This window comes from uncultured Algimonas sp., assembly GCF_947498175.1.
Taxonomy (GTDB): domain Bacteria; phylum Pseudomonadota; class Alphaproteobacteria; order Caulobacterales; family Maricaulaceae; genus Litorimonas.
The window spans coordinates 95,007-114,087 of sequence record NZ_CANMJB010000002.1; the positions used below are offsets into that span (position 1 = coordinate 95,007).

The window sequence follows — 19,081 nt, forward strand, 5'->3', positions numbered from 1 at the left end:
ACGGCGGCGTGTCAGTCTGATGAGGCGTCTGCGAAGCGCGGCACGGAGACCTGACGCGCGCCCGCGTCGCGGATGGCCCCCTTGCCGCGTTCGGTCATGTCGCTGACGAATTTGAATTGGTCGCGCATGTCGAACGGGTAGGCCTTGAGGCTGTATTTGGTCGCGAACTCCGTTTCCTTCAGCACGACCAGCACCGGTTTGCGGTAGTCCAGATAGGCGCTGGTCAGGGCGACATCGACCAGTTCGCGGCGCACATCGGCCGCGTCGTGGTCCGGTTCCAGATAGAAATCGGCGACGCACATCAGCGTCTGCGACCCCGTATTGGCATTGGAGATGTTGTGCGACCAGATCATATCGTGCGGGACGGTGATCACGTCGTCCGCCGCCGTGCGCAGCCGGATGGCGCGCATGCCCAGGCTGATGACCTCGCCGTAATCGCCTTCGATTTCGACCCAGTCCCCGGGCCCGTAGGGCCGTTCGAAAATGGCGACGATGCCCGCGATCAGGCTGCTGACATAGTCCTTGAAGGCAAAACCGATGGCCACGGAGGCCGCGCCCGCAATGACCAGGAAGTTCTGCAATGTGATGTTGAAGATCAGCGGCGTGATCCACAGGATCGCCGTGACGATGATCGCCATGCGCAAGATTGGCACGGCCCGCAGCAGATAGAGGCGCAAGCGGCTGGGCGCCCGGTCGGCCAGGAAGGGGATGATGCGGCGCACAAGCCAGACCGCAGCGAAGCTGAACAGCAGGATCAGCGCGATCTGGACGAAGCTGATCTCCTGCAGGTCGTTCAACAGGTTGGCGGCCCGCTCCCGTGCCATATCGGCCTGTTCTTCCATCTAGAGCACGTCCACCGGATAACCGTTGTTCTTCAGCCCGTCGCGCACGGCCGGGTAGGCGGCGGGGTGGCAACGGTAGAGCCCGTCCGTTTCATCGATCAGTCCGCCCCGCAGAAGCGATGACAAAACGTTCGTGTAGGTGACCAGTGGGACGGTCTGCACGATCTGGTCGTCCGTCAGCCCGCCATGGATCAACAGCGCATGCAGGATCAGCAGCGCGTTCTGGTCGCTGCGGCTGGGCACGGACGGGCTTTGCAATTCGGCGACCCAGAGTGTGTTCGGCTTGCAGTCCCGCATCGCGTCTTCGTCGTCATGGATCGGTATTTCTGTCCGCAGGCTGTCGCGCCAGAGATGCCATGCGACCCAGGGAATGCCGAGGCTGCGCTTGGCCAGATCGGTCATGAAGCTCGACACTTCCGCCTCGCCGTCGCCGTTGCCGAACACGTCGCGGCCTGTCGCGGCGGCGCGGAAGCACAGGGCGGTCTCGTCAGCCGGCGCGTGGGCCAGCGTGCCGAGCCAGGCGCGCAGCCGTTCGCGGTCATAGGCCCGGAAAGTCACGGGATCGCTGAACACCAGGTCGATCTCGCAGCTTTTGCGCAGAAACTGCCACGCCCAGCTGTTGCAGCCGACGATGAGGCTGCGTTCCATCCGCGCCATGCGGTCGATTAAGATGCGCATGCGCACCAGTCCGTCGCGCGTGCGCAAGAAATGACGTTCCAGCTTCGGCACGACGAGCGGTTCGGCGGAAGCTGTGTCCAGCGCGTCGAGTTCGCCGACGCCGCGGTCGAGCCCGAAGACAGGCAATCCGCGGTCTCCGGCCCAGCGTCCGAGCAGGTCTTCGCGGTCGCAGGGCGGCAGGACGATGGTCTGGTGGCGGGGTCCGTTCTCCGGAGCGTCCAGCCATCCGCTCAGCGTTGCGTCCAATTCCGAAACGACGGGCTGATGCGCCGGCGGTTCGGACAGGTCGTCCAGAAGCGCCTGTGAGGGCCGTTCCAACCGGCCTGTATCGATCCCGGAGGCATCGCCGCGATTCAGCAGGGGTCGAACGGCCTCGCGCAGCCGGTCCAGCCCCCTGTTCACGGGCGTGCTGGGCCAGTCATATTTGCCGAGCGATCGAAACGGGATGGTGTTCATCGAGCCAAACCCACCCCCATGTCGTGAAAGCCTTGCATGTTCGAAAGTCTTACTGCCGGTTCGAGCGTCTGTCGCCTGCAATCCCGGACCCGCGGGAAAAAATTTTCCCGTGAGCCTAGAAGGTCTGGCCGAAACGGAAGAAGAATTTTAGGTCTTCATTGCTGCCATAGGCCGTGCCGAGGAAAACCGGGCCGAGCGGTGTCTCCGCACCCAGGTAGAGCGACCCGGAATACACATCCCTGTTGGCAAGCCCGAAGTCATCCGCCTCGACCCTGCCATATTCGGCCAGAGCCCCGACATAGACCGGTATGTCAAACAGGAAGCCCGTCTCTGAAATGCGGTGATACGCCTCGACGGAACCGAATGTCAGCGTCTCCATCTGCAGCGAATCTTCCAGGAATGCGGTGAGTTGGCGAAAGCCGCCCAGTTCGAAAGCCGAATCCGTTCCGAGGACGACATCGTCTGCAATCAGATCCCCATAGCGCGCGTTCAGCAACATACCGATTTCGCCGATCTCGAAGGCATAGAGCAGATCCGTTTCGAGGCGGATGGAGTCGATGTTGAAATCGCCGGCTTCAGCGGTATCGAATTCTTCCATGAACTGCTGGCCGCGCCCGCGAAGACGCAGTCCCCGCGTCGGCCAGTCCAGGCGATCCAGCGTGTCGACCGCGACATAGGCACCGACCGATGCGCTGCTGTAGGACAGGGTTTTGAAATCGGTGAGGGAGGTGACGATGTCGCTCACGGAATTGTGGCGGTATTCGGCTTCGAGCGCAACCAAACCCCATTGGGAAAGTTCGCGGCCCAAGCGGGACCGCGCGCCGTAACTTTCGATCTTGAAATCGCCTATCCTCTTTTCGCCTTCGTTGATCGTCTTGAGTTGCGAGACCGCGAAGATTTCCGGCTGGAAGAAATAGCGCGTATGGCGGCCGAAGGGCTGGTAGAATTCCAGACTGACCCCATTGTCCGTTCCGATTTCGGTCGAGAGCGTCAGATCCGCCCCCAATCGGTTCAGGGGTTGGCGCGTGACCTGCGCCAGAAGCGAATAGGTCGACCCGCCTTGGAAGTCGTTCGTCGCGTTGACGCCGATCCGCGCCCGGTTGCGCCCAAGCGGGTGCCGTCCGACACGCAAGGTGGGCCGTCCTTCATTGTAACCCAGATCGACTTCGCCGACGCCGCCGAACGAAGCGAGCTCGCGCAAGCGACGTCGGACGATTTCCGGATCCGGGTCCTCGGCATCCAAGGCCGAAAGGCGCGAAATGAGGACGGTGTCGTCCAGCTCGCTTTCGTTGCGGATGTCCGCTGCGATCCGGGCGACCCGTTTTTTCGGCGCCGCGCGATCGCGTGCCGGAGCGGCCCTCGCCTTGATGGCCAGCAATGCGTCGGCATGGTCCTGCCCGACCGCACGGCCGGCTTCCAGGCCTTCCTCCGCCCGGTCGTAGCCGGCCGTGGCGATGCCGAGCGTATTGGCGAAGATGTAGAGGTCATCCTCGCTCAGCTTGGCTTTGTCGGCTTGGGCGTTGTTGTAGATCAGCAGGGTCGTGATCTGGCGCAGCGTATCCACGACCGTCCCCAGATTTTCGGCGGATTGGGGCAGGCCGGTCGTATCTATGGCTATAACGATGTCCGCGCCCATGTCCTGGACCGTCTGGACCGGCAGGTTGGATGCCACGCCGCCATCGACATAGGTGACGCCGTCGATCCGGCGCGGTGCGAAGACCCCGGGAACCGCCATGCTGGCCAAGATCGCCTCGACCAGGTCGCCGTCCTTGAATGCGACCGCTTCGCCGGTATCGAGCCGGGTGGCGACGACTCGCAAGGGAATGCCGAGCGCATCGAAATCCGTGTTCAGGGGAACGCCGCGAAGAAGGCGCCTGTAGAGGCTCTTCAGGCCCTGCATGGACCGCATTCCGCCGGGAACCACGATCTTACCTTCGTTCAGTCCCAATATGTCGCCGGAAAAATATTCTTCTTCCCGTTCCTTTTCGATAAAGGACTTGTCGCGCCTCGCCAGGTCGCTGCGGAAAATCGTGCCCCAGTCTTCCCGCTCCAATATGTCGGCGATTTCATCGGCGCTGTAGCCGGCGGCGTAAAACGCTCCCACGACGGCGCCCATGCTCGTGCCGGCGATGCAGTGCACCGGGATGTCGAGGTCTTCCATGATCTGCAGCACGCCGACCTGCGTGCTCGCCTTGGCGCCGCCGCCGCTCAGGACCAGTCCGACATCCAAACCGTCCCGGTCGTCATCGTCGCAGGCCAAAGCCGGGAAGGCGGAGGCCAGCCAGGCGCATGCCGTCAAGGCGATCGCACGGTGCCCTGTTCGTCTCAGGAAAGAAGAGGTCATATCGGTATGGCGTTGTGCGGAACGGAACGGGGTCGCGTCAACACCTGCAATGTCGCCGCATCGAGCGGACGTTTGAATTTCAGCCCTGCATAATGGGCGTTGGTCCAGCGGACCTGCGCCTTGTGCCAGTTGCCGCCCAATTCGATACCGATCTCGGCCCCGTCGGTGATCGTTCCTCCGTGCCCGAGTTTGGCGCCGTTCATCGACACATCGATCAGGCGCATGGCCTGGGACGAGCCGTTCATGAAGACCATGACCGGCCGATCCAGCATCCGGCGCGCCTCCCGTACGGTGCGACGGCGTAGCCTGCGTTGCGCCAGAAAGAGGAAAGCGGCCAGGAGCACGCCCAGCACGGCCATGACGAAGACCATCATGTCGGCACGAACGATGGCGCCCCGGCCGAAATAGGCGCCTGTCCCGCTCGGTTCGGACGCTGTGGGCCGGTTGCGTCCCGGTGTGCCCGACGCGGCCGGATTGGCGGCTTGTCCAAGCGAGGAAGACGGCCCGCCATTCTGTCCGCCCTGCATACCCTCTGACGCCCTTGCGCCGAGACTGGAGCCGAGATCGGAATTTGGATCCATAGCCTCTGGCGCGTCCGTGCGGCAGCTCCAGCGGGCTTCCAGCGACGACAGGCTGGCGAACAGCTGCGGGGTCACGCGACCGTCCAACGCCAGACGCGCATGGGCGTCATGGCCGTTCTGGATATTGGCGGCGGCTTCCCGCAGCCCCGAAACGTAGCCGGTCAGGGCGCGTCTCTGGTCGGTGGGCAAGGCGTCAGGCCCGCCGGGGATAAGGTCGGGAAGGGAGAGCCCGGCAACGACCCTGTCAAGGCGCGGCGCCAGGTCCGGCGTCGGTGCGCCGATCTCCAGCGCCTGTGTCAGCGACAGGCTCTCGACCAGACCGTCCAGCTGCCCGCAGACGTCCTGCGCGAAGGCATGGGGCGAAACGCCCGCGACGGCGGCGAGCCCGAGCATGGCGGCTTGGATGGTGCGGTGCGGAGACATGATGCGCCGTGTGTCGCCGGACACGGTTAAATTAGGCTTTATACCGGACCCGGTTCACAGCGGGTCCGGCATGGACGCGTCGGGCTATTTGGCCTCGTAGGTCCGGATCAGCTCGTCCATGAACCGCACGCCCCAGCCGGCATGGCCCTTGGGCGCGGTCGGCGTGGCGCTCTCGCGCCAGTCCACGCCGGCGATGTCCAAGTGGACCCAGGGCTGGTCTTGGGCGACGAAGGTGCCGACGACGGCGGCGCCGATGGACGCGCCCGGCGACCCGGCCGTGGATTTGATGTCGGCGATGTCGGAGTCGATCTGGTCGAAGTGGCTGTCATGCAGGGGCAGAGGCCAGACTTCTTCGCCGGCGCGCTTGCCGACCTCCATCATCTCCATGGCCAGGTCCCAGTCGCGCGTCAGCATGGCGCCGTAGTCGTCGCCCATGGCGCGGGCCGCGGATCCCGTCAGGGTCGCGATGTTGACCAACAGTTCTGGGTCGTATTTGGCTTGAGCATAGGCGACGGAGTCGGCCAGCAACAGGCGCCCTTCCGCATCGGTGCTCATCACTTCGATCGTGGTGCCGTTATAGGTGGTCAGCACGTCGCCCGGACGGATCGCGCTTGGACCCGGCATGTTCTCGGCCAGCGGCATTAGCCCGACGACATTGACGTCCGCGCCGCGCTTGGCCGTCGCCAGCAGCGTCCCGGCCACGGCGGCCGCGCCGGACAGATCGGACTTCATCAGCCATTGCCCCGCATTGGGCTTCAGGCTGATGCCGCCTGTATCGAAGGTGATGCCCTTGCCGACGAGGGCGATCGGCGCGTCGGACGCCGGCGCGCCGCGATATTCCAGGATCAACAGGCTCGGATCGTGAACGGACCCCTGACCGACGCCGAGAATGCCCCCCATGCCTTCGCGTTCCAGTTCACGCAGACCCAGCACGGTCAGGCGCAGGTTCGGCACGCCGCGCGCCGCCGCCTGAACGCGCTTGACGAATTCCTCGGGATAGACGCTCATGCCGGGTTCGTTGCCCAGATCGCGCGTCAGGGTGACGCCGTCGATCAGGGCAGTGTATTCGCGGTCCATGCGCGACTGGTCCGCCGCCGGATTGGACACGATGAACTTGACGTCGCGGTCGTCGTCCGGCCGGTCGATCACGCCCTTCTGCCCGGTCATGCCGGTTTTGTAGGTCGTGAACGTGTAGTCGCCCAGACCGTAGCCGACGGCGATCTCGGATGCCGGGGTCGGCACCGACGTGTTCAATCCGGCCGTGACGACGGCCAGGTTGCCGTCGCCGGGTGCGGCTGCGGTGTGGCCGCCCAGATCGTGCAGCTGGCGGCGGGTCAACGGCCCGTCGCCCGTGCCGATCACCGTCACCGCGTCGAAGTCGCCCAGCCCGTAGAAGGTCTTGTGCGTGCCGAAGCCGCCGTCGAAGCCGGAGGCGCGGATCGCGCGGTTCAGCGCATTCAGATCGGACGTGCCCATCATGTCGCCGATAGCGGGCAAGGACAGGCCGTCATTGAGGTAGAGGACGACATTGTCGGCCTCCGTGCCCTTGAGCGACCCGAAGGTGACGGTGTCGGCGGCCATTGCAAGCGGGGCGGCGGAGAGGGCGAGCGCCAGCGATCCGGCGATGATTGATGTGCGTTTCATGGAAGAGCGTCCTTTCTTTGGTCTTTCCGGCAGAATGACGCGTCAATGGCGGTCTGCCAACCTATACGGTCTATAGGCTGTCCCTTTCGGCGGTCGGGCCCGGCTCCAGCACGTCGGCGGCGGCCTGTGTCAGCAACTCGCCGATCGTCTGGAATTTCTCGGACAGAGGCGAGGTCGGCCGCCAGATCAGGGCGATATCGCGTTCGGCTTCGGGCGCGTCGATGCGGCGCACGGCCAACCCGGGATCGTCATAGGCTTCGGAGCGCATGTAGAGGCTGGGCATGATCGCGACCGACCCGCCCATCGCGGCCATCTGGCGCACCGCATCCAGGCTGGTACCCTCATACTCCGTGCTGATCTTCGCCCCCGCCATATCGGCCAATCGGCGCACGATGATCGATAGCTTGTGGCCGTAGCCCAGCGTCAGCAGATCGCGCCCGGCCAGATCGGCGGCCGGGACGGGTCCGGATATGCGCGCCAGCGGATCGTCCGGCGCCACGCCGAGATAGAGGTCTTCGTGGAACAGGGTCATGATGCGCATGCCGACATGGTCCTCCGGTGTGGAAATGATCACGTCGAGGCGGCCGTCCTCCAGATGGGCGTGCAGATCGACCGTCCGTTCCTCGCGCACGACGATGCGCAGGTCCGGATAGAGCCGGTGCAGGCGCCGGACCGCCAACGGCAACAGGTAGGGCCCGATGGAGGGCAGGGTGCCGAGCCGGATGCGCCCCGCCAGGGTCTGCCCGGCTTCGCGCGCCGTGGTGCGGAAGGCGTCCATGTCGCGCAGGATGATGCGCGCCCGGGCCGCCAGCTCTTCGCCGATCGGGGTCAGCGGAGCGCCGCCGCGGCCGCGTTCGACCAGGACCGTGCCCAGTACGTCCTCCATGTCGCGAAGCTGCGTGGACAGGCTGGGCTGCGAAACATGGGCGAGCTTGGCTGCACCGGAGAAGGTTCCGGCTTCGTCGATGGCGACCAGATATTGCAGCTGGCGCAAAGTCGGTTTCATGAAAGTGCACGCCCCTCGAATACGGGCGAGACGCCCGGATTGCGTATAGGCTTGGCCTATAAGCTATATTCGATACTTATGCTAACCCTAAAACCGATCCATGCGTATCTTTGTCGAGCGAACACGAAAGGAGATCAGACCATGTTTCGCCTGACATCTGCAACCACCCCCGTTCCGGGCCATGCCGGGTCCGCCCCGTCCTGGCGATCACACCCGGCCGACCGGGTGGGTTTGCCCGATCGCTTCGAAAACGTTCCCTTGCGTCTGTCGAGCCGGCGCCGCAAATCCCGCGTCGCCGTTCAGGTCAACGGCCTCTGATATCCGCTTGTGTCGAGCAACGGAAAAGGGCCGGGGCCGGCTTCGTCGCACCATGGGCGCGACGGCATGATGGCCCCATCCTTTCCGGGCGCGAAGATGCCACCCTCATGCTTCGCGCCACTTTCCAAGACCGTGTCCGGCATCCCTACCGGACGCGGTCGTTCGCTTGTTTGTGGACCTGTCGCTTAACTCCGGATAAGTCATTCACAAGCTCCATTTGAAATCATAGCAAAAGTTAAGTTCAGCGGTTCTCTCCTGTCGCCCGATCGACTAGGCCTATGCCGTAACGTTTACAGAAAGCCCCGTCATGAGCGACAATCCGGCCCTAAGATCGCCGTCCCGCACGATCCGTACACGCGTCATGGATTTCATCCATCTGGAAGCGTCGGGCGGCATCGTGCTGATGTTCACCGCCTTGCTGGCGCTGATCGCCAACAATTCGCTTCTGGCATCGGGCTACTCCGGCATCCTCAACACGCCGGTCGTCGTGCAGTTCGGCGCCTTCGAGATCGCCAAGCCGTTCCTGCTCTGGATCAATGACGGATTGATGGCGATCTTCTTCTTCCTCGTCGGGCTGGAGATCAAACGCGAGGTGCTGGACGGCGAACTGTCGTCCCTCGACAAGGCGTCCCTGCCGCTTTTCGCCGCCGTCGGTGGCATCGCCGCTCCGGCGCTGGTCTATCTTTTCTTCAACTACAACGATCCGGTGACCGTGTCGGGTTGGGCCATTCCGGCCGCGACCGACATCGCGTTCGCGCTGGGCATTCTGGCGCTGCTGGGGCCGCGGGTCCCCGCGTCGCTGAAGATCTTCCTGCTGGCCGTGGCCATCATCGACGATCTGGCGGCCATCATCATCATCGCGCTCTTCTACACCGAAAACCTGAGCCTGGTCGCCCTGTCCTGGGCGGCGGCCGGCACGGTCGGCCTGTTCGCCCTGAACCGGTTCAAGGTCATGCGCATCCTGCCTTACGCGCTGATCGGCATCTTCGTCTGGGCGGCCGTGTTGAAGTCCGGGGTCCACGCGACCTTGGCGGGCGTCATCACCGCGCTGGCCATTCCGCTGGCCCGGCCGAACCCGGACGAGCCGTCACCCTTGCGCCGGGCCGAACACGGTCTGCACATCTGGGTCGCCTTCTTGATCCTGCCGCTCTTCGCCTTCGCCAATGCGGGCGTTTCGCTGGCCGGATTGTCGTTGGCCGACGTGCTCGCCCCCGTGCCGCTCGGCATCGCGCTGGGCCTGTTCTTCGGCAAGCAGATCGGCGTGTTCCTGCTGTCTTTCGTGGCCGTTAAAATGGGGCTGGCCAAGCTGCCGCAGGGCGCGAACTGGATGCAGGTCTACGGCGTCGCCTGCCTGACCGGTGTCGGCTTCACTATGTCGCTCTTCATCGGCACGCTCGCCTTCGACGATGCCTATCTGCTCAACGGCGTGCGCCTGGGCGTGCTGATGGGGTCCATCGCGTCCGGCCTGCTGGGTTACTTCCTGTTACGGATGTCGTGCAAGGACTGCCCGACCGACGATTCCGTCGTGGACGCGATCGAGGAACTGGGCGAAGAGGTGCGCGAAGCGACAGGCAGTTCGGCTTAGGCCGGATTCGCGTCGGATACGCACTGGAGACATGATGGCAAGTTCTGCGGAAACCCCGTCCATTGACGTGGTCGACACCGGGGCCGGCGAAGGGACGGCGGGCGGCAAGAAACTCGCCCGCAATCTCGGCCTGTTCGACGTCTATTCGATCTCGACCGGCGCGATGTTCAGCTCGGGACTGTTCCTGCTGCCGGGCATCGCGGCCGCCGCGACCGGCAATTCGGTCTTCCTGGCCTATTTCTTCGCCGGGTTCCTGATCCTGCCCGCCATGTACTGCATGGCGGAACTGGCGACCGCCATGCCCAAGTCTGGTGGAACCTACTATTTCCTCGACCGGGCCATGGGTCCGCTGGTCGGAACGATCGGCGGGTTCGGCTCCTGGATCGCGGTCGTGTTCAAGGCCGCCTTCGCCCTGGTCGGCATGGGCGCCTATATCGGCATCTATCTCGACCTGCCATTTTCCATCACCGCCATGGTCCTCGCGATCGCCTTCGGCTTGATCAATGTTTTCGGCGCGAAGGAGACAACCAGGCTGCAACGCTGGCTCGTCACCACGCTGGTCGTCATCCTGCTGGGCTTCACGCTGCTGGGTCTCGTGGCCGCCTCGCGCGGGCCGGAGCCGTTCCTGCAGCTCAATGCCGATTACGGCGACTTCTTCCTGTCCGGCACGGTCGGCTTCGTCTCGACCATCGGGCTGGTCTTCGTGTCCTATGCGGGCCTGACCAAGCTCACCAGCGTGGCCGAGGAAATCAAGGATCCGGACCGCAACATCCCGCTCGGCATGACCCTGTCGCTCCTGACGGCGACGGTGCTCTACACGCTCGGCACCTTCGTGCTGATCAAGGTGCTGGAACCCGAAGCCCTGTTCGGCAGCCTGACGCCGATCGCCGATGCGGGCCGGGTCTTCATGGGCAACTGGCCGCTCGACCTGGGCGTGATCCTGATCGTCGTCGCCGCCATCGCCGCTTTCGCGTCGACCGGCAATGCCGGGATCATGAGCGCGTCGCGCTACCCCTACGCCATGGCCAAGGACAAACTGCTGCCGGACCGATTCGGCACGCTGGGCAAGTTCAAGACGCCGACCGTATCGATCATCTTCACCGTCCTCGTCATGATCGCCGTCATCGCCATCTTCGACGTGGCCGAGGTCGCCAAGCTCGCCTCCGCCTTCCAGCTGCTGCTGTTCATCTTCGTCTGCATCGCCGTCATCGTGATGCGCGAAAGCCGCATCCCGACCTACAAGCCGGGTTTCCGCACTCCGCTCTATCCGTGGGTGCCGATCGCGGGCGTGCTGATCGGGTTCTGGCTGATCATCGAGATGGGCGTGCTGGCCATCGGATTCACGGGCATGCTCGCGATCCTGGGCGTGCTCTGGTACAATTTCTACGCCTCCAAGCGGGTCGAGCGCCGCGGCGCCATCTTCCACGTGGCCGACCGCATGGGCCGCAACGTCTATGAGGGGCTGGAACATGAATTGATGACCATCATCAACGACCGGACCCAGGGCGAGAACCTGTCCTACGAGGCCGTCATCGCGCGGTCCCTCGTCACGGACTTCCGCTACGGCCGCTACGATTTCGACCAGCTGGTCGATCTGATGGCCGAGGAAGGCGAAGATCGCTACGGCATGGCGCCGGATCTGACGCGGGCCATCATCGCGACCTTCCCGCCCGCCTTTCGCCCGATCAGCGACGGGGTGCGCCTGACCCGTTATGTCGATCCGCGCGTGACCGAACCGGAACTGTACATCTTCCGCTTCGGCCCCAAGGCCCGGATCGAGATCGACCTGCCCGACACGGACGATATCCACACATTGATGGTGCTGATCGCGCCGGCCAAGCCGGCCGGGCTCGACATGCGCATCGCCGGTCACCTGGCCGAGATCGTCCAGGGCGAAGGGTTCGAGCGCCGCTGGCTGTCCGCCCAGTCCGAAGCCGAGCTCACCGATGTCCTCGTCCGTGACGACCACTTCCTCCACGTACCGGTCGAAAAGCTGCCACGCGTCAAGGCACAGATCGGCAAGACCGTCCGTGAACTGACCGGCATGGGCGATGTCGTCGTGGCGTTGATCGAACGGGGGTCCAAGACCATGATCGCGACGCCGGACAATGTGCTGATGGCGGGCGACATCGTTGCGCTGGTCGGCGAACCGGACGATCTGATCCGACTGCGCCGCGCCCCGGCCAAACAGACCCCCGAAGAGGAATAGACCGCGCCTATGGGCGCGGATGAGAGGGGAGGCTCATGACCGCACTCGACACGCTTCTCTCGCCGGTCGTGATGTTCTTCGCGCTCGGTCTGGTCGCCGCGCTGCTGCGCTCGCCGATGGACGTGCCGCAGGCCTTCGCCAAGGGTCTGGCCGTCTATCTGATGATGGCGATCGGGCTGAAGGGCGGCGTGGAGATGTCCAAGACCGCGATGGACGCGCAGGTCTTCGCCGTGTTCGGCGCGGGCATCGGTCTGTCGTTCGGGCTGCCGCTGATCGCTTATGCCGCTCTGCGCCTGACTAGCGGCCTGTCCAAGACCGATGCTGCCGCCACGGCCGGCCATTACGGCTCCATCTCCATCGTGACGTTCGTGGCCGCCATCGACGCGCTGCGCATCGCGGACATCCCTTCTTCCGGCTATCTCGTGGCCGTCGCCGCGCTCATGGAAACGCCCGCCATCATCACGGCACTCTGGCTCGCCCTGCGTGGGTCGAAAAAGGACGCGGCGGAGGATGCGGTGCGCGACCGGGGCGAGTTGGCCCGCGAAGTGCTGCTCAACGCGTCCATCGTCGTGCTGATCGGCGCGCTGTTGATCGGACTCACGGCCGGAGAGGACGGCTACGAACGGCTCGCGCCTTTCTTCACCGCGCCGTTCCAGGGCATTCTCTGCCTGTTCATGCTCGATATGGGTCTGAACGCCGGACGGGGCCTGCGCCGCGGCTGGCGCAAGCTGGGCGTCGCGCCGATCGCCTTCGGCCTCTATATGCCGCTGATCGGCGCCTCCATCGGTGCGGGCCTGGCCGTGTTGATCGGACTGCCGCCGGGCGACATGGTGCTGTTGATGGTGCTCTCGGCGTCGGCGTCCTACATCGCCGTGCCCGCGGCCATGCGGCTGGCCTTGCCGGAGTCCGATCCGTCCGTCTATCTGACACTCTCTTTGGGCGTGACGTTCCCGTTCAACATCGCGTTGGGCATCCCGCTCTATATCGGCGCCGCGACCCTATTGGCGGGAGGATGATGCCATGCCCCTGACAGCGAGCGGCAACGACAAGCTCCGCCTCGAACTGATCATCGAACGCCCGGCCTTGCGGCGGGCCGAAGACCTGCTGCGCGAAGCGGGCGTGACCGGCTGGACGGTCGTTCCCGCCATGAGCGGCTTCGGCGGCCAGACGCGCTGGTCGCGCGGCACGGACCTCAGCGGCTCGACCGACATGGTCGTGCTGATCTGCATCGCGGACGAGGATGCGCTCGAACCCGCACTCAAGCGCATCTTGGAGCTGCTCGACAAACGCATCGGCGTGGTCAATGTTTCCGACGTGCGCGTGCTGCGGCCGGGGCTGTTCTGACCTATTTGCGGTGCTTCTTCAGAAAAGCGGCGAGGTCGTCATAGAGCCCGTCGCGATTGGCGTGGGTGGCATAGGCGTTGGCTTGGCTGAACCATTCGCCGGTCGACGGCCGCACTTCCGCCAGCCCTTCCTTGAAATGTTCCGCGTTCAGCGGGACCAGATCGCCCGCCGCGTCGCTCTCCTCGATGGCATAGTCCAGTGCCGTATCGACCACGTCGATCAGGTCGGCACCCGAAAAGCCCGACGTGCGCGCCACGACGTCCGACAGGTCCAGCCCGTCCGCGACAGGCCGCCCGACCAGCGCGCGGTTCAGGATGAAGCGCCGCGCCACCTTGTCGGGCGGCGGCACGAACAGGGTGCGGCCGAACCGGCCCGGACGGCGGAACGCCCCGTCCAGCGACCAGGGCACATTGGTCGCTCCGAGCAGCAGCACGGCCTCGTTCTGGCCGTCGAACCCGTCCATTTCCGTCAGCAGGGCCGAGACGCCCGTATTGACGCGCGCATGGCTGTCATGCTGGCGCTTCTGGGCGATGGCCTCGACCTCGTCGAAGAACAGCACGGTCGGCGCGCGGCGGCGGGCCTCGTCGAAGATCTCGACGATGCGGTTTTCCGTGCCGCCGATGTAACGGTCGAGCAGGTCGGCGGCTTTGACATTGAGGAAATGGGCGTTGCACTCATGCGCCAGCGCGCGCGCCATCATGGTCTTGCCGCACCCGGGGGGCCCGTACATCAGCACCCCGCCGCCGGACTTGCGCTTGAAGCGCGCGAACAATTCCTGTTTCAGGAAGGGGTTGATGATGCGGCGGCGGACCTGTGTCTTGACGTCTTCCAGCCCGCCAATATCGTCGAAGCCGATGACCGGTCCCTTCGCCTTGGCGCGTCCGCCGGAGACCGGCGGCAAGGGCCGCGGCGCGCCGCCCGAAGACAGATGGGCCATGACCGGATCCCACGCGCCCGCCATCTCCAGCGCGCCCGCATCGCGCAACAGCCCGGCGACCTTGGTGCGCAGCTCGTCATCGGAATAGGCGTCCGGGTCGATCCCGGCCAGCCCGTCCACGATCAGCGCGCTGTCCGGCGCGGTCTCCAGCAACGCGACATAGCCGGCCAGCAGGCCGTCCGTTCCGGGGCTCGCATCGAGCGCGGCGCGCAGTTGGGCCACGCTGGCATTGAAACTCTCCGACATGATGCTTGGCCTCAATAATCCTTGGACAGTCCGACGGGGCGCTTGCGCGCCCGCCAGCGTCCGAAACTGCCGAACCCCCAGATGACGTAGAGCGCCCAGGCGACATTGGCCAGAACCAACACGCCGCCGATCCTGTTCGCCGTCACTTCCGACACGCCCGGGATCGCCCTGATCGGTGCCAGGATCGCGCCCAGAACGGCAATGGACAGAACGGCCAACAGATAGTTCGTGGCGATGCGGATGAACCACGGAAAGCGCGAGGTCAGCGATCCGGTCAGCGTGATGAAGAGCTGCGCGCCCCAGAAGGCCGGGATCAGGCCGAGAGTCGCCGCGAACCGTGTTTCCGCATAGACCGGACGGCGCGCCGGATCGACATCGATGGCTTGGCCCGCCAGCCGCCGCGCGGAGATGAGCCGCCCTTGCAGATAACGCACGACGGCCTGGTCGTGCAGCGTGTCGCCATCGACGCGGCCCGCTTCCAGATCCTGCTGCTGCAACTTGCCGAGCCGGTGGATATGGCCGGAGCCCGCGCGCGCCGTCTGCTCCAGCCGGTGCAGGTCGAACACGCCCCGATAGCCGTTCTTGCGGACTTGCCGGATGCGCTTGATGACGGCGCGGTTGCGGCTCGTCGTGGCGTCGAACATGAAGTTCGCGTCGTGGACCATCATCGGGTCGTCGGGGAAGTGGGCGATGGTCTGCGCCCGCGCCTGTTTCGCCAGCCCCGCCCGCCCAAGCCCGCCCAGCGCCCTGATCAGTTGCAGATGCGCCCAGCGGCAGTCCGGCACGCGGTTCAGACGCTCTTCGGTGATCCGCACGGCTTCGACCAGACGGTTCTTGTCGTGCAGGAGGTCGTTCTGCAGCTCATAGGCGTCGACATGGTCGGGCGCTATGTCGAGCGCGGCCTTGCAATGCCGGACCGCCGCATCGAGATTGCCGGCCCGGCGCATGGCGGCGCCGGCCGCGATCTCGCGGTGGAAATGGTCCATTGTCGCCATGCGCGTTGTCCCTTCGGAGCGAAACGGTAACGCGCCGCCGCGTTCCGCTCAATCCTGCATGCCAGAGAGGGCCAACAAAAAAACCCGCCACAAGGGCGGGTTTCTCATCTCGTAGCGGCGTGGGGACCTAGTGGTCGTCGCGGCGCTCGAACTCGGTCGCGGCGGCACAGGCTTCGGCGTGGGCTTCACGCAGCAACGTGGTGCCGGCGGCGTCGAGCTGGCCGTCTTCGATGCAATCCTCGATGCGGCTGGCCAGGAAGCGCTCGCCATTGGCGACGCTGCTCATCGCGCCGTGCTCGTCGTCGCGGAACACATTGGCGAAATTGACCCAGCCGCGATGGACTGCGCCGCGGGCCGTGCCGTGGGTGGACGGCTCGCCGCCCAGTTCGCGCACATGGTTCTGGACTTGTGCGATCAGTTTGGAGCGGTGCTCGGCGCGGTTGGCGAACTCGCTCTTCAGGGCGAAGCTGTCATCGGCTTCGTCGGCCGCTTCCTTGTAGCCCTTGTAGCTGTCGATCATCAGGCGCGTGACGTCGTTCAGCTCTTCGATCGTGTCTTCCTTGGTCAGAACGCCAGGGGTCGGTGTGTTGGTGATATCCATTTGGGGAAATCCTTTCTCTTTTCAGTGTGCGCCATTGCAACGGAAAGACCGGCGGGAATGTTCCGAAAACGGTTTTCAGCCCTGCAGGCGCAACCATCCGGAAAACGCCTCGCGCTCCGCCCGGTCCATGTGCAGGCCCTGTTTCGTGCGGCGGAACAGGATGTCGTCCGCGGTGCGCGCCCACTCATGTCTCAAGAGATAACGCGCTTCGGCCTCGCTCAGCTGTGCGCCGAATCGCCGCCCCAGTTTCGGGCTCGGACCGTCGCCCAGAACCAGCGTGATGCGCGTGCCGTAGGCCCGGCACAGATGGCGCAGCACGTCATCCGGCACGTCCGGATAGCGGGCGGCCTGGTCCCGTACGAAGCCGTCGAAATCGTCCGCCGGAATGTCGCCGCCCGGCAATTGCGCCTGCGCCGTCCAGTCGCCGCCCGCTTCGCCGTAATAGTCCGAGAGCTTTTCCATCGCATGTTCGGCCAGTTTGCGCGATGTTGTGATCTTGCCGCCATAGATGGACAGCACCGGCCGCTGTGCGGACAATTCGTCGATGTCGAGCACATAGTCGCGCGTGACGGCCGACGCGTTCTCGCTCTGGTCGTCATAGAGAGGGCGGACCCCGGCATAGGACCAGACCACGTCGCTCGCCGCGATGTCGCGTGCGAAATATTCGCTCGCCGCCGCGCACAGATAGTCCGTTTCCGCCGGGCTGACGTCCATCGGACCGGGCGCCGTATCCCACGGCACGTCGGTCGTGCCGATCAGGGTGAAGTCGCGCTCATACGGGATGGCGAAGACGATGCGGTTGTCGGCGTTCTGGAAGATGTAGGCATGATCGCCGGGAAAGAGCCGTTGCGTCACGATGTGGCTGCCCTTGATCAGGCGCAGCCCCGCCTCGTTGCGGTCCCGCTTGATCTTGAACAGCACCGCGTCCACCCAGGGCCCGGCGGCGTTGACGACGCCGCGCGCGATTACCTCGGTCCCGTCGGACAGCACGGCCCGGTAGCCTTCCGGATGGGCGGACAGCGCCGTCACTTCGACGCCGACGCGTATGTCCGCGCCGCGATTATGCGCATCGACCGCGTTCAGCACGACCAGCCGCGCATCCTCGACCCAGCAATCGCTATATTCGAACCCGGTCTTCAGCCGCGGGTCCAGCACGCCGGCATGGGGCGGCTCGTGCAGATCCACGGATTTCGTGCCGGGCAGCAACTCACGCCCGCCGAGATTGTCGTACAGTAGCAGGCCCAGCCGCAGCATCCAGGCCGGCCGCATCCCTTTTCCGTTCCGGCCCTTGTCATAGGGAAGGACGAAGCGCATCGGCCAGATGATGTGCGGCGCGGCGCGCAGCAGCACTTCACGCTCGATCAGGGCTTCGCGCACCAGGCGGAACTCGCCATATTCCAGATAGCGCAAGCCGCCATGGATCAGCTTGGTCGATGCGCTCGACGTGTGCCGGGCCAGATCGTCCTTCTCGCACAGCACGACGCTCAGCCCGCGACCGGCCGCGTCGCGCGCGATCGCCGTTCCGTTGATGCCGCCGCCGATGACCAGCAGGTCGCACGGTGAATGACCCGAAGAGCTCATGGGGGCGCGCATAGCGCAGGGGCGGGCGGTGGCAAGCGGGCGCGCCCACAAGACGCGCCTGATGGGTGCGCCGGACCGGTCAGGCGGCGGACGCTTCCAGATCGGACAGTTTCGACAGCATGGCGGCCGCGGAATCCTTGATTTCCTTGGCATAGGTCTTGAGGTCGCGGGCCTGGCCGCTGTCGCACACGCTGAGGATCAGATCGGCGAGAAGCTGGTTTCGGGCGATGTCGCCGCGCAGGCCGTCCACCGTGGCCTGTGCGTTATCCGCCATGGCGCAATTCTCCTCTTCCAGTTTGCGCCGGGCCTCGCGTTCGGCGACCTCCGCCGTGATGTCGCGCGACGAGGCGATGATCATGCCGTTCAGCTGTCCGCCCTTCACGGCGCTGACCTTGACGCGCCAATGCTTCATCGTGCCCTGGGCCGTCGGGCAAGGGGCTTCGAAGGTTGCACCCATGCCGCGCCGCGCCGCGTCGACCGCATCCTTCAGGGTTTCCTTGAGGTCCGTGGGCCAGAGGGCCCACCACATCTGGCCCTCGACCTTATCAAAATCCTCGATTTCCATGACCGTCATGCCGTTCTCGCTCATGAAACGCAGCTCGCCCGTATTGTCGAGCAGCTTGACGCATTCCGGCGATTGGCGAAGCATCGCCTGGGCGACACCGCCGTCGATGCCGTCGTGGATGGTGGATTTCTGAGCGGACATGCAGACCTCGTTCGCTGGGTTTCAATACGATCTAGTTTAAAACCGTGAATCAAATCCTGATGAGGCTCCGATAAGGCGAAGAGGGCTCGAAAGATTTTCCCGGTCCGGCGGCCCGCCTGAATTTCCGCCTGAAACGCCGCCCATGCAAAAGAATGGTAAAAAACGTCCGCGTCCATCCGCCCCGCAAACGCCGCCGCCATGGCGCTTTTGCGTCGCCCCATCCGCGGGAATGCGGAAATATCGCCGAATCGATCCGCGCCAATGCCGGGCGGCCCTATAACGGAATGGTCCGCAACAGACACGAGGGGGAAGCCTGTTCCTTCGGCGTTGCGGGCGGTGGAGTGCGGTTTCCGGATGGGGCGAACGACCCATCCGCCGCCGGACGTGCCGGGGAAGATCCGGCCGCCTGGCGCGCGGAAACATCCGGAGGCGGACGAGGCGCGGTCGCAGGCTGATCGCATCCCGTCCCGAGCCGCGCACCGCCGCAAAGCCGTCGGGGCGACCCGTTGGCGGAGCGTGCGCCTTGGAGCCTCCGACGGATGCGTTGTCCGAAGGAGGGGAGACCGTTCCAGCCAATGAACCGAC

16 protein-coding genes are annotated in these 19,081 nt (G+C 65.0%); 5 read left to right on the forward strand and 11 right to left on the reverse strand.

Annotation, left to right across the window (positions count from 1 at the left end; all coding sequences use genetic code 11):
• Positions 1 to 11: 11 nt before the first annotated feature.
• From Q0718_RS02935 to Q0718_RS02960, 6 genes are all read right to left on the reverse strand, one after another.
• Positions 12 to 842 carry a mechanosensitive ion channel domain-containing protein gene (locus Q0718_RS02935; protein WP_298913207.1) on the reverse strand — a complete coding sequence of 277 codons (831 nt, stop codon included), beginning with the start codon at positions 840 to 842 and terminating at the stop codon, positions 12 to 14.
• A complete protein-coding gene (locus tag Q0718_RS02940; protein WP_298913210.1) occupies positions 843 to 1,976 on the reverse strand; it encodes a hypothetical protein in 1,134 nt (377 codons plus the stop codon).
• Between the two features lie 115 nt (positions 1,977 to 2,091).
• A complete protein-coding gene (locus Q0718_RS02945; protein ID WP_298913213.1) occupies positions 2,092 to 4,275 on the reverse strand; it encodes a patatin-like phospholipase family protein in 2,184 nt (727 codons plus the stop codon).
• Positions 4,276 to 4,316: 41 nt separating this feature from the next.
• The gene (locus Q0718_RS02950) at positions 4,317 to 5,348 is read right to left on the reverse strand and encodes a hypothetical protein (RefSeq protein WP_298913216.1); all 1,032 of its coding nucleotides are present in this window, start codon (positions 5,346 to 5,348) and stop codon (positions 4,317 to 4,319) included.
• 60 nt (positions 5,349 to 5,408) lie between these two features.
• Positions 5,409 to 6,968, reverse strand: coding sequence for a leucyl aminopeptidase (locus Q0718_RS02955; protein ID WP_298913219.1), 1,560 nt, complete (start codon positions 6,966 to 6,968; stop codon positions 5,409 to 5,411).
• Between the two features lie 70 nt (positions 6,969 to 7,038).
• Entirely contained in the window at positions 7,039 to 7,974 is a 936-nt protein-coding gene (locus Q0718_RS02960) for a hydrogen peroxide-inducible genes activator (RefSeq protein WP_298913222.1), read from the reverse strand.
• A gap of 141 nt (positions 7,975 to 8,115) precedes the next feature.
• Here Q0718_RS02960 and Q0718_RS02965 point away from each other — a divergent pair, with 141 nt between their 5' ends.
• The 5 genes from Q0718_RS02965 to Q0718_RS02985 all read left to right on the forward strand — a co-directional run bounded on the left by Q0718_RS02965 (position 8,116) and on the right by Q0718_RS02985 (position 13,430).
• The gene (locus tag Q0718_RS02965) at positions 8,116 to 8,292 is read left to right on the forward strand and encodes a hypothetical protein (RefSeq protein ID WP_298913225.1); all 177 of its coding nucleotides are present in this window, start codon (positions 8,116 to 8,118) and stop codon (positions 8,290 to 8,292) included.
• A gap of 361 nt (positions 8,293 to 8,653) precedes the next feature.
• Positions 8,654 to 9,877 (forward strand): Na+/H+ antiporter NhaA, encoded by a 1,224-nt coding sequence (gene nhaA, locus Q0718_RS02970; RefSeq protein ID WP_366523815.1) that lies wholly within the window; start codon positions 8,654 to 8,656, stop codon positions 9,875 to 9,877.
• 31 nt (positions 9,878 to 9,908) lie between these two features.
• A complete protein-coding gene (locus Q0718_RS02975) occupies positions 9,909 to 12,086 on the forward strand; it encodes an amino acid permease (protein WP_298913231.1) in 2,178 nt (725 codons plus the stop codon).
• 35 nt (positions 12,087 to 12,121) lie between these two features.
• The gene (locus tag Q0718_RS02980; RefSeq protein WP_298913234.1) at positions 12,122 to 13,102 is read left to right on the forward strand and encodes a sodium-dependent bicarbonate transport family permease; all 981 of its coding nucleotides are present in this window, start codon (positions 12,122 to 12,124) and stop codon (positions 13,100 to 13,102) included.
• A 4-nt stretch (positions 13,103 to 13,106) separates the two neighbouring features.
• Positions 13,107 to 13,430, forward strand: coding sequence for a DUF190 domain-containing protein (locus tag Q0718_RS02985; protein WP_298913237.1), 324 nt, complete (start codon positions 13,107 to 13,109; stop codon positions 13,428 to 13,430).
• A gap of 1 nt (position 13,431) precedes the next feature.
• Here the strand turns inward: Q0718_RS02985 and Q0718_RS02990 are convergent, their stop codons facing one another.
• The 5 genes from Q0718_RS02990 to Q0718_RS03010 all read right to left on the reverse strand — a co-directional run bounded on the left by Q0718_RS02990 (position 13,432) and on the right by Q0718_RS03010 (position 18,496).
• Positions 13,432 to 14,613 (reverse strand): ATP-binding protein, encoded by a 1,182-nt coding sequence (locus Q0718_RS02990; RefSeq protein ID WP_298913240.1) that lies wholly within the window; start codon positions 14,611 to 14,613, stop codon positions 13,432 to 13,434.
• Positions 14,614 to 14,624: 11 nt separating this feature from the next.
• Entirely contained in the window at positions 14,625 to 15,608 is a 984-nt protein-coding gene (locus tag Q0718_RS02995) for a hypothetical protein (protein ID WP_298913243.1), read from the reverse strand.
• Positions 15,609 to 15,735: 127 nt separating this feature from the next.
• Complete coding sequence (locus tag Q0718_RS03000; protein WP_298913246.1) at positions 15,736 to 16,209, reverse strand: PA2169 family four-helix-bundle protein; 474 nt, start codon at positions 16,207 to 16,209, stop codon at positions 15,736 to 15,738.
• 75 nt (positions 16,210 to 16,284) lie between these two features.
• Positions 16,285 to 17,790: a glycerol-3-phosphate dehydrogenase gene (gene glpD / locus Q0718_RS03005; protein ID WP_298913249.1), complete on the reverse strand. Its 1,506-nt coding sequence runs from the start codon at positions 17,788 to 17,790 to the stop codon at positions 16,285 to 16,287.
• A 79-nt stretch (positions 17,791 to 17,869) separates the two neighbouring features.
• A complete protein-coding gene (locus Q0718_RS03010; RefSeq protein ID WP_298913252.1) occupies positions 17,870 to 18,496 on the reverse strand; it encodes a PAS domain-containing protein in 627 nt (208 codons plus the stop codon).
• Between the last annotated feature and the right edge of the window lie 585 nt (positions 18,497 to 19,081).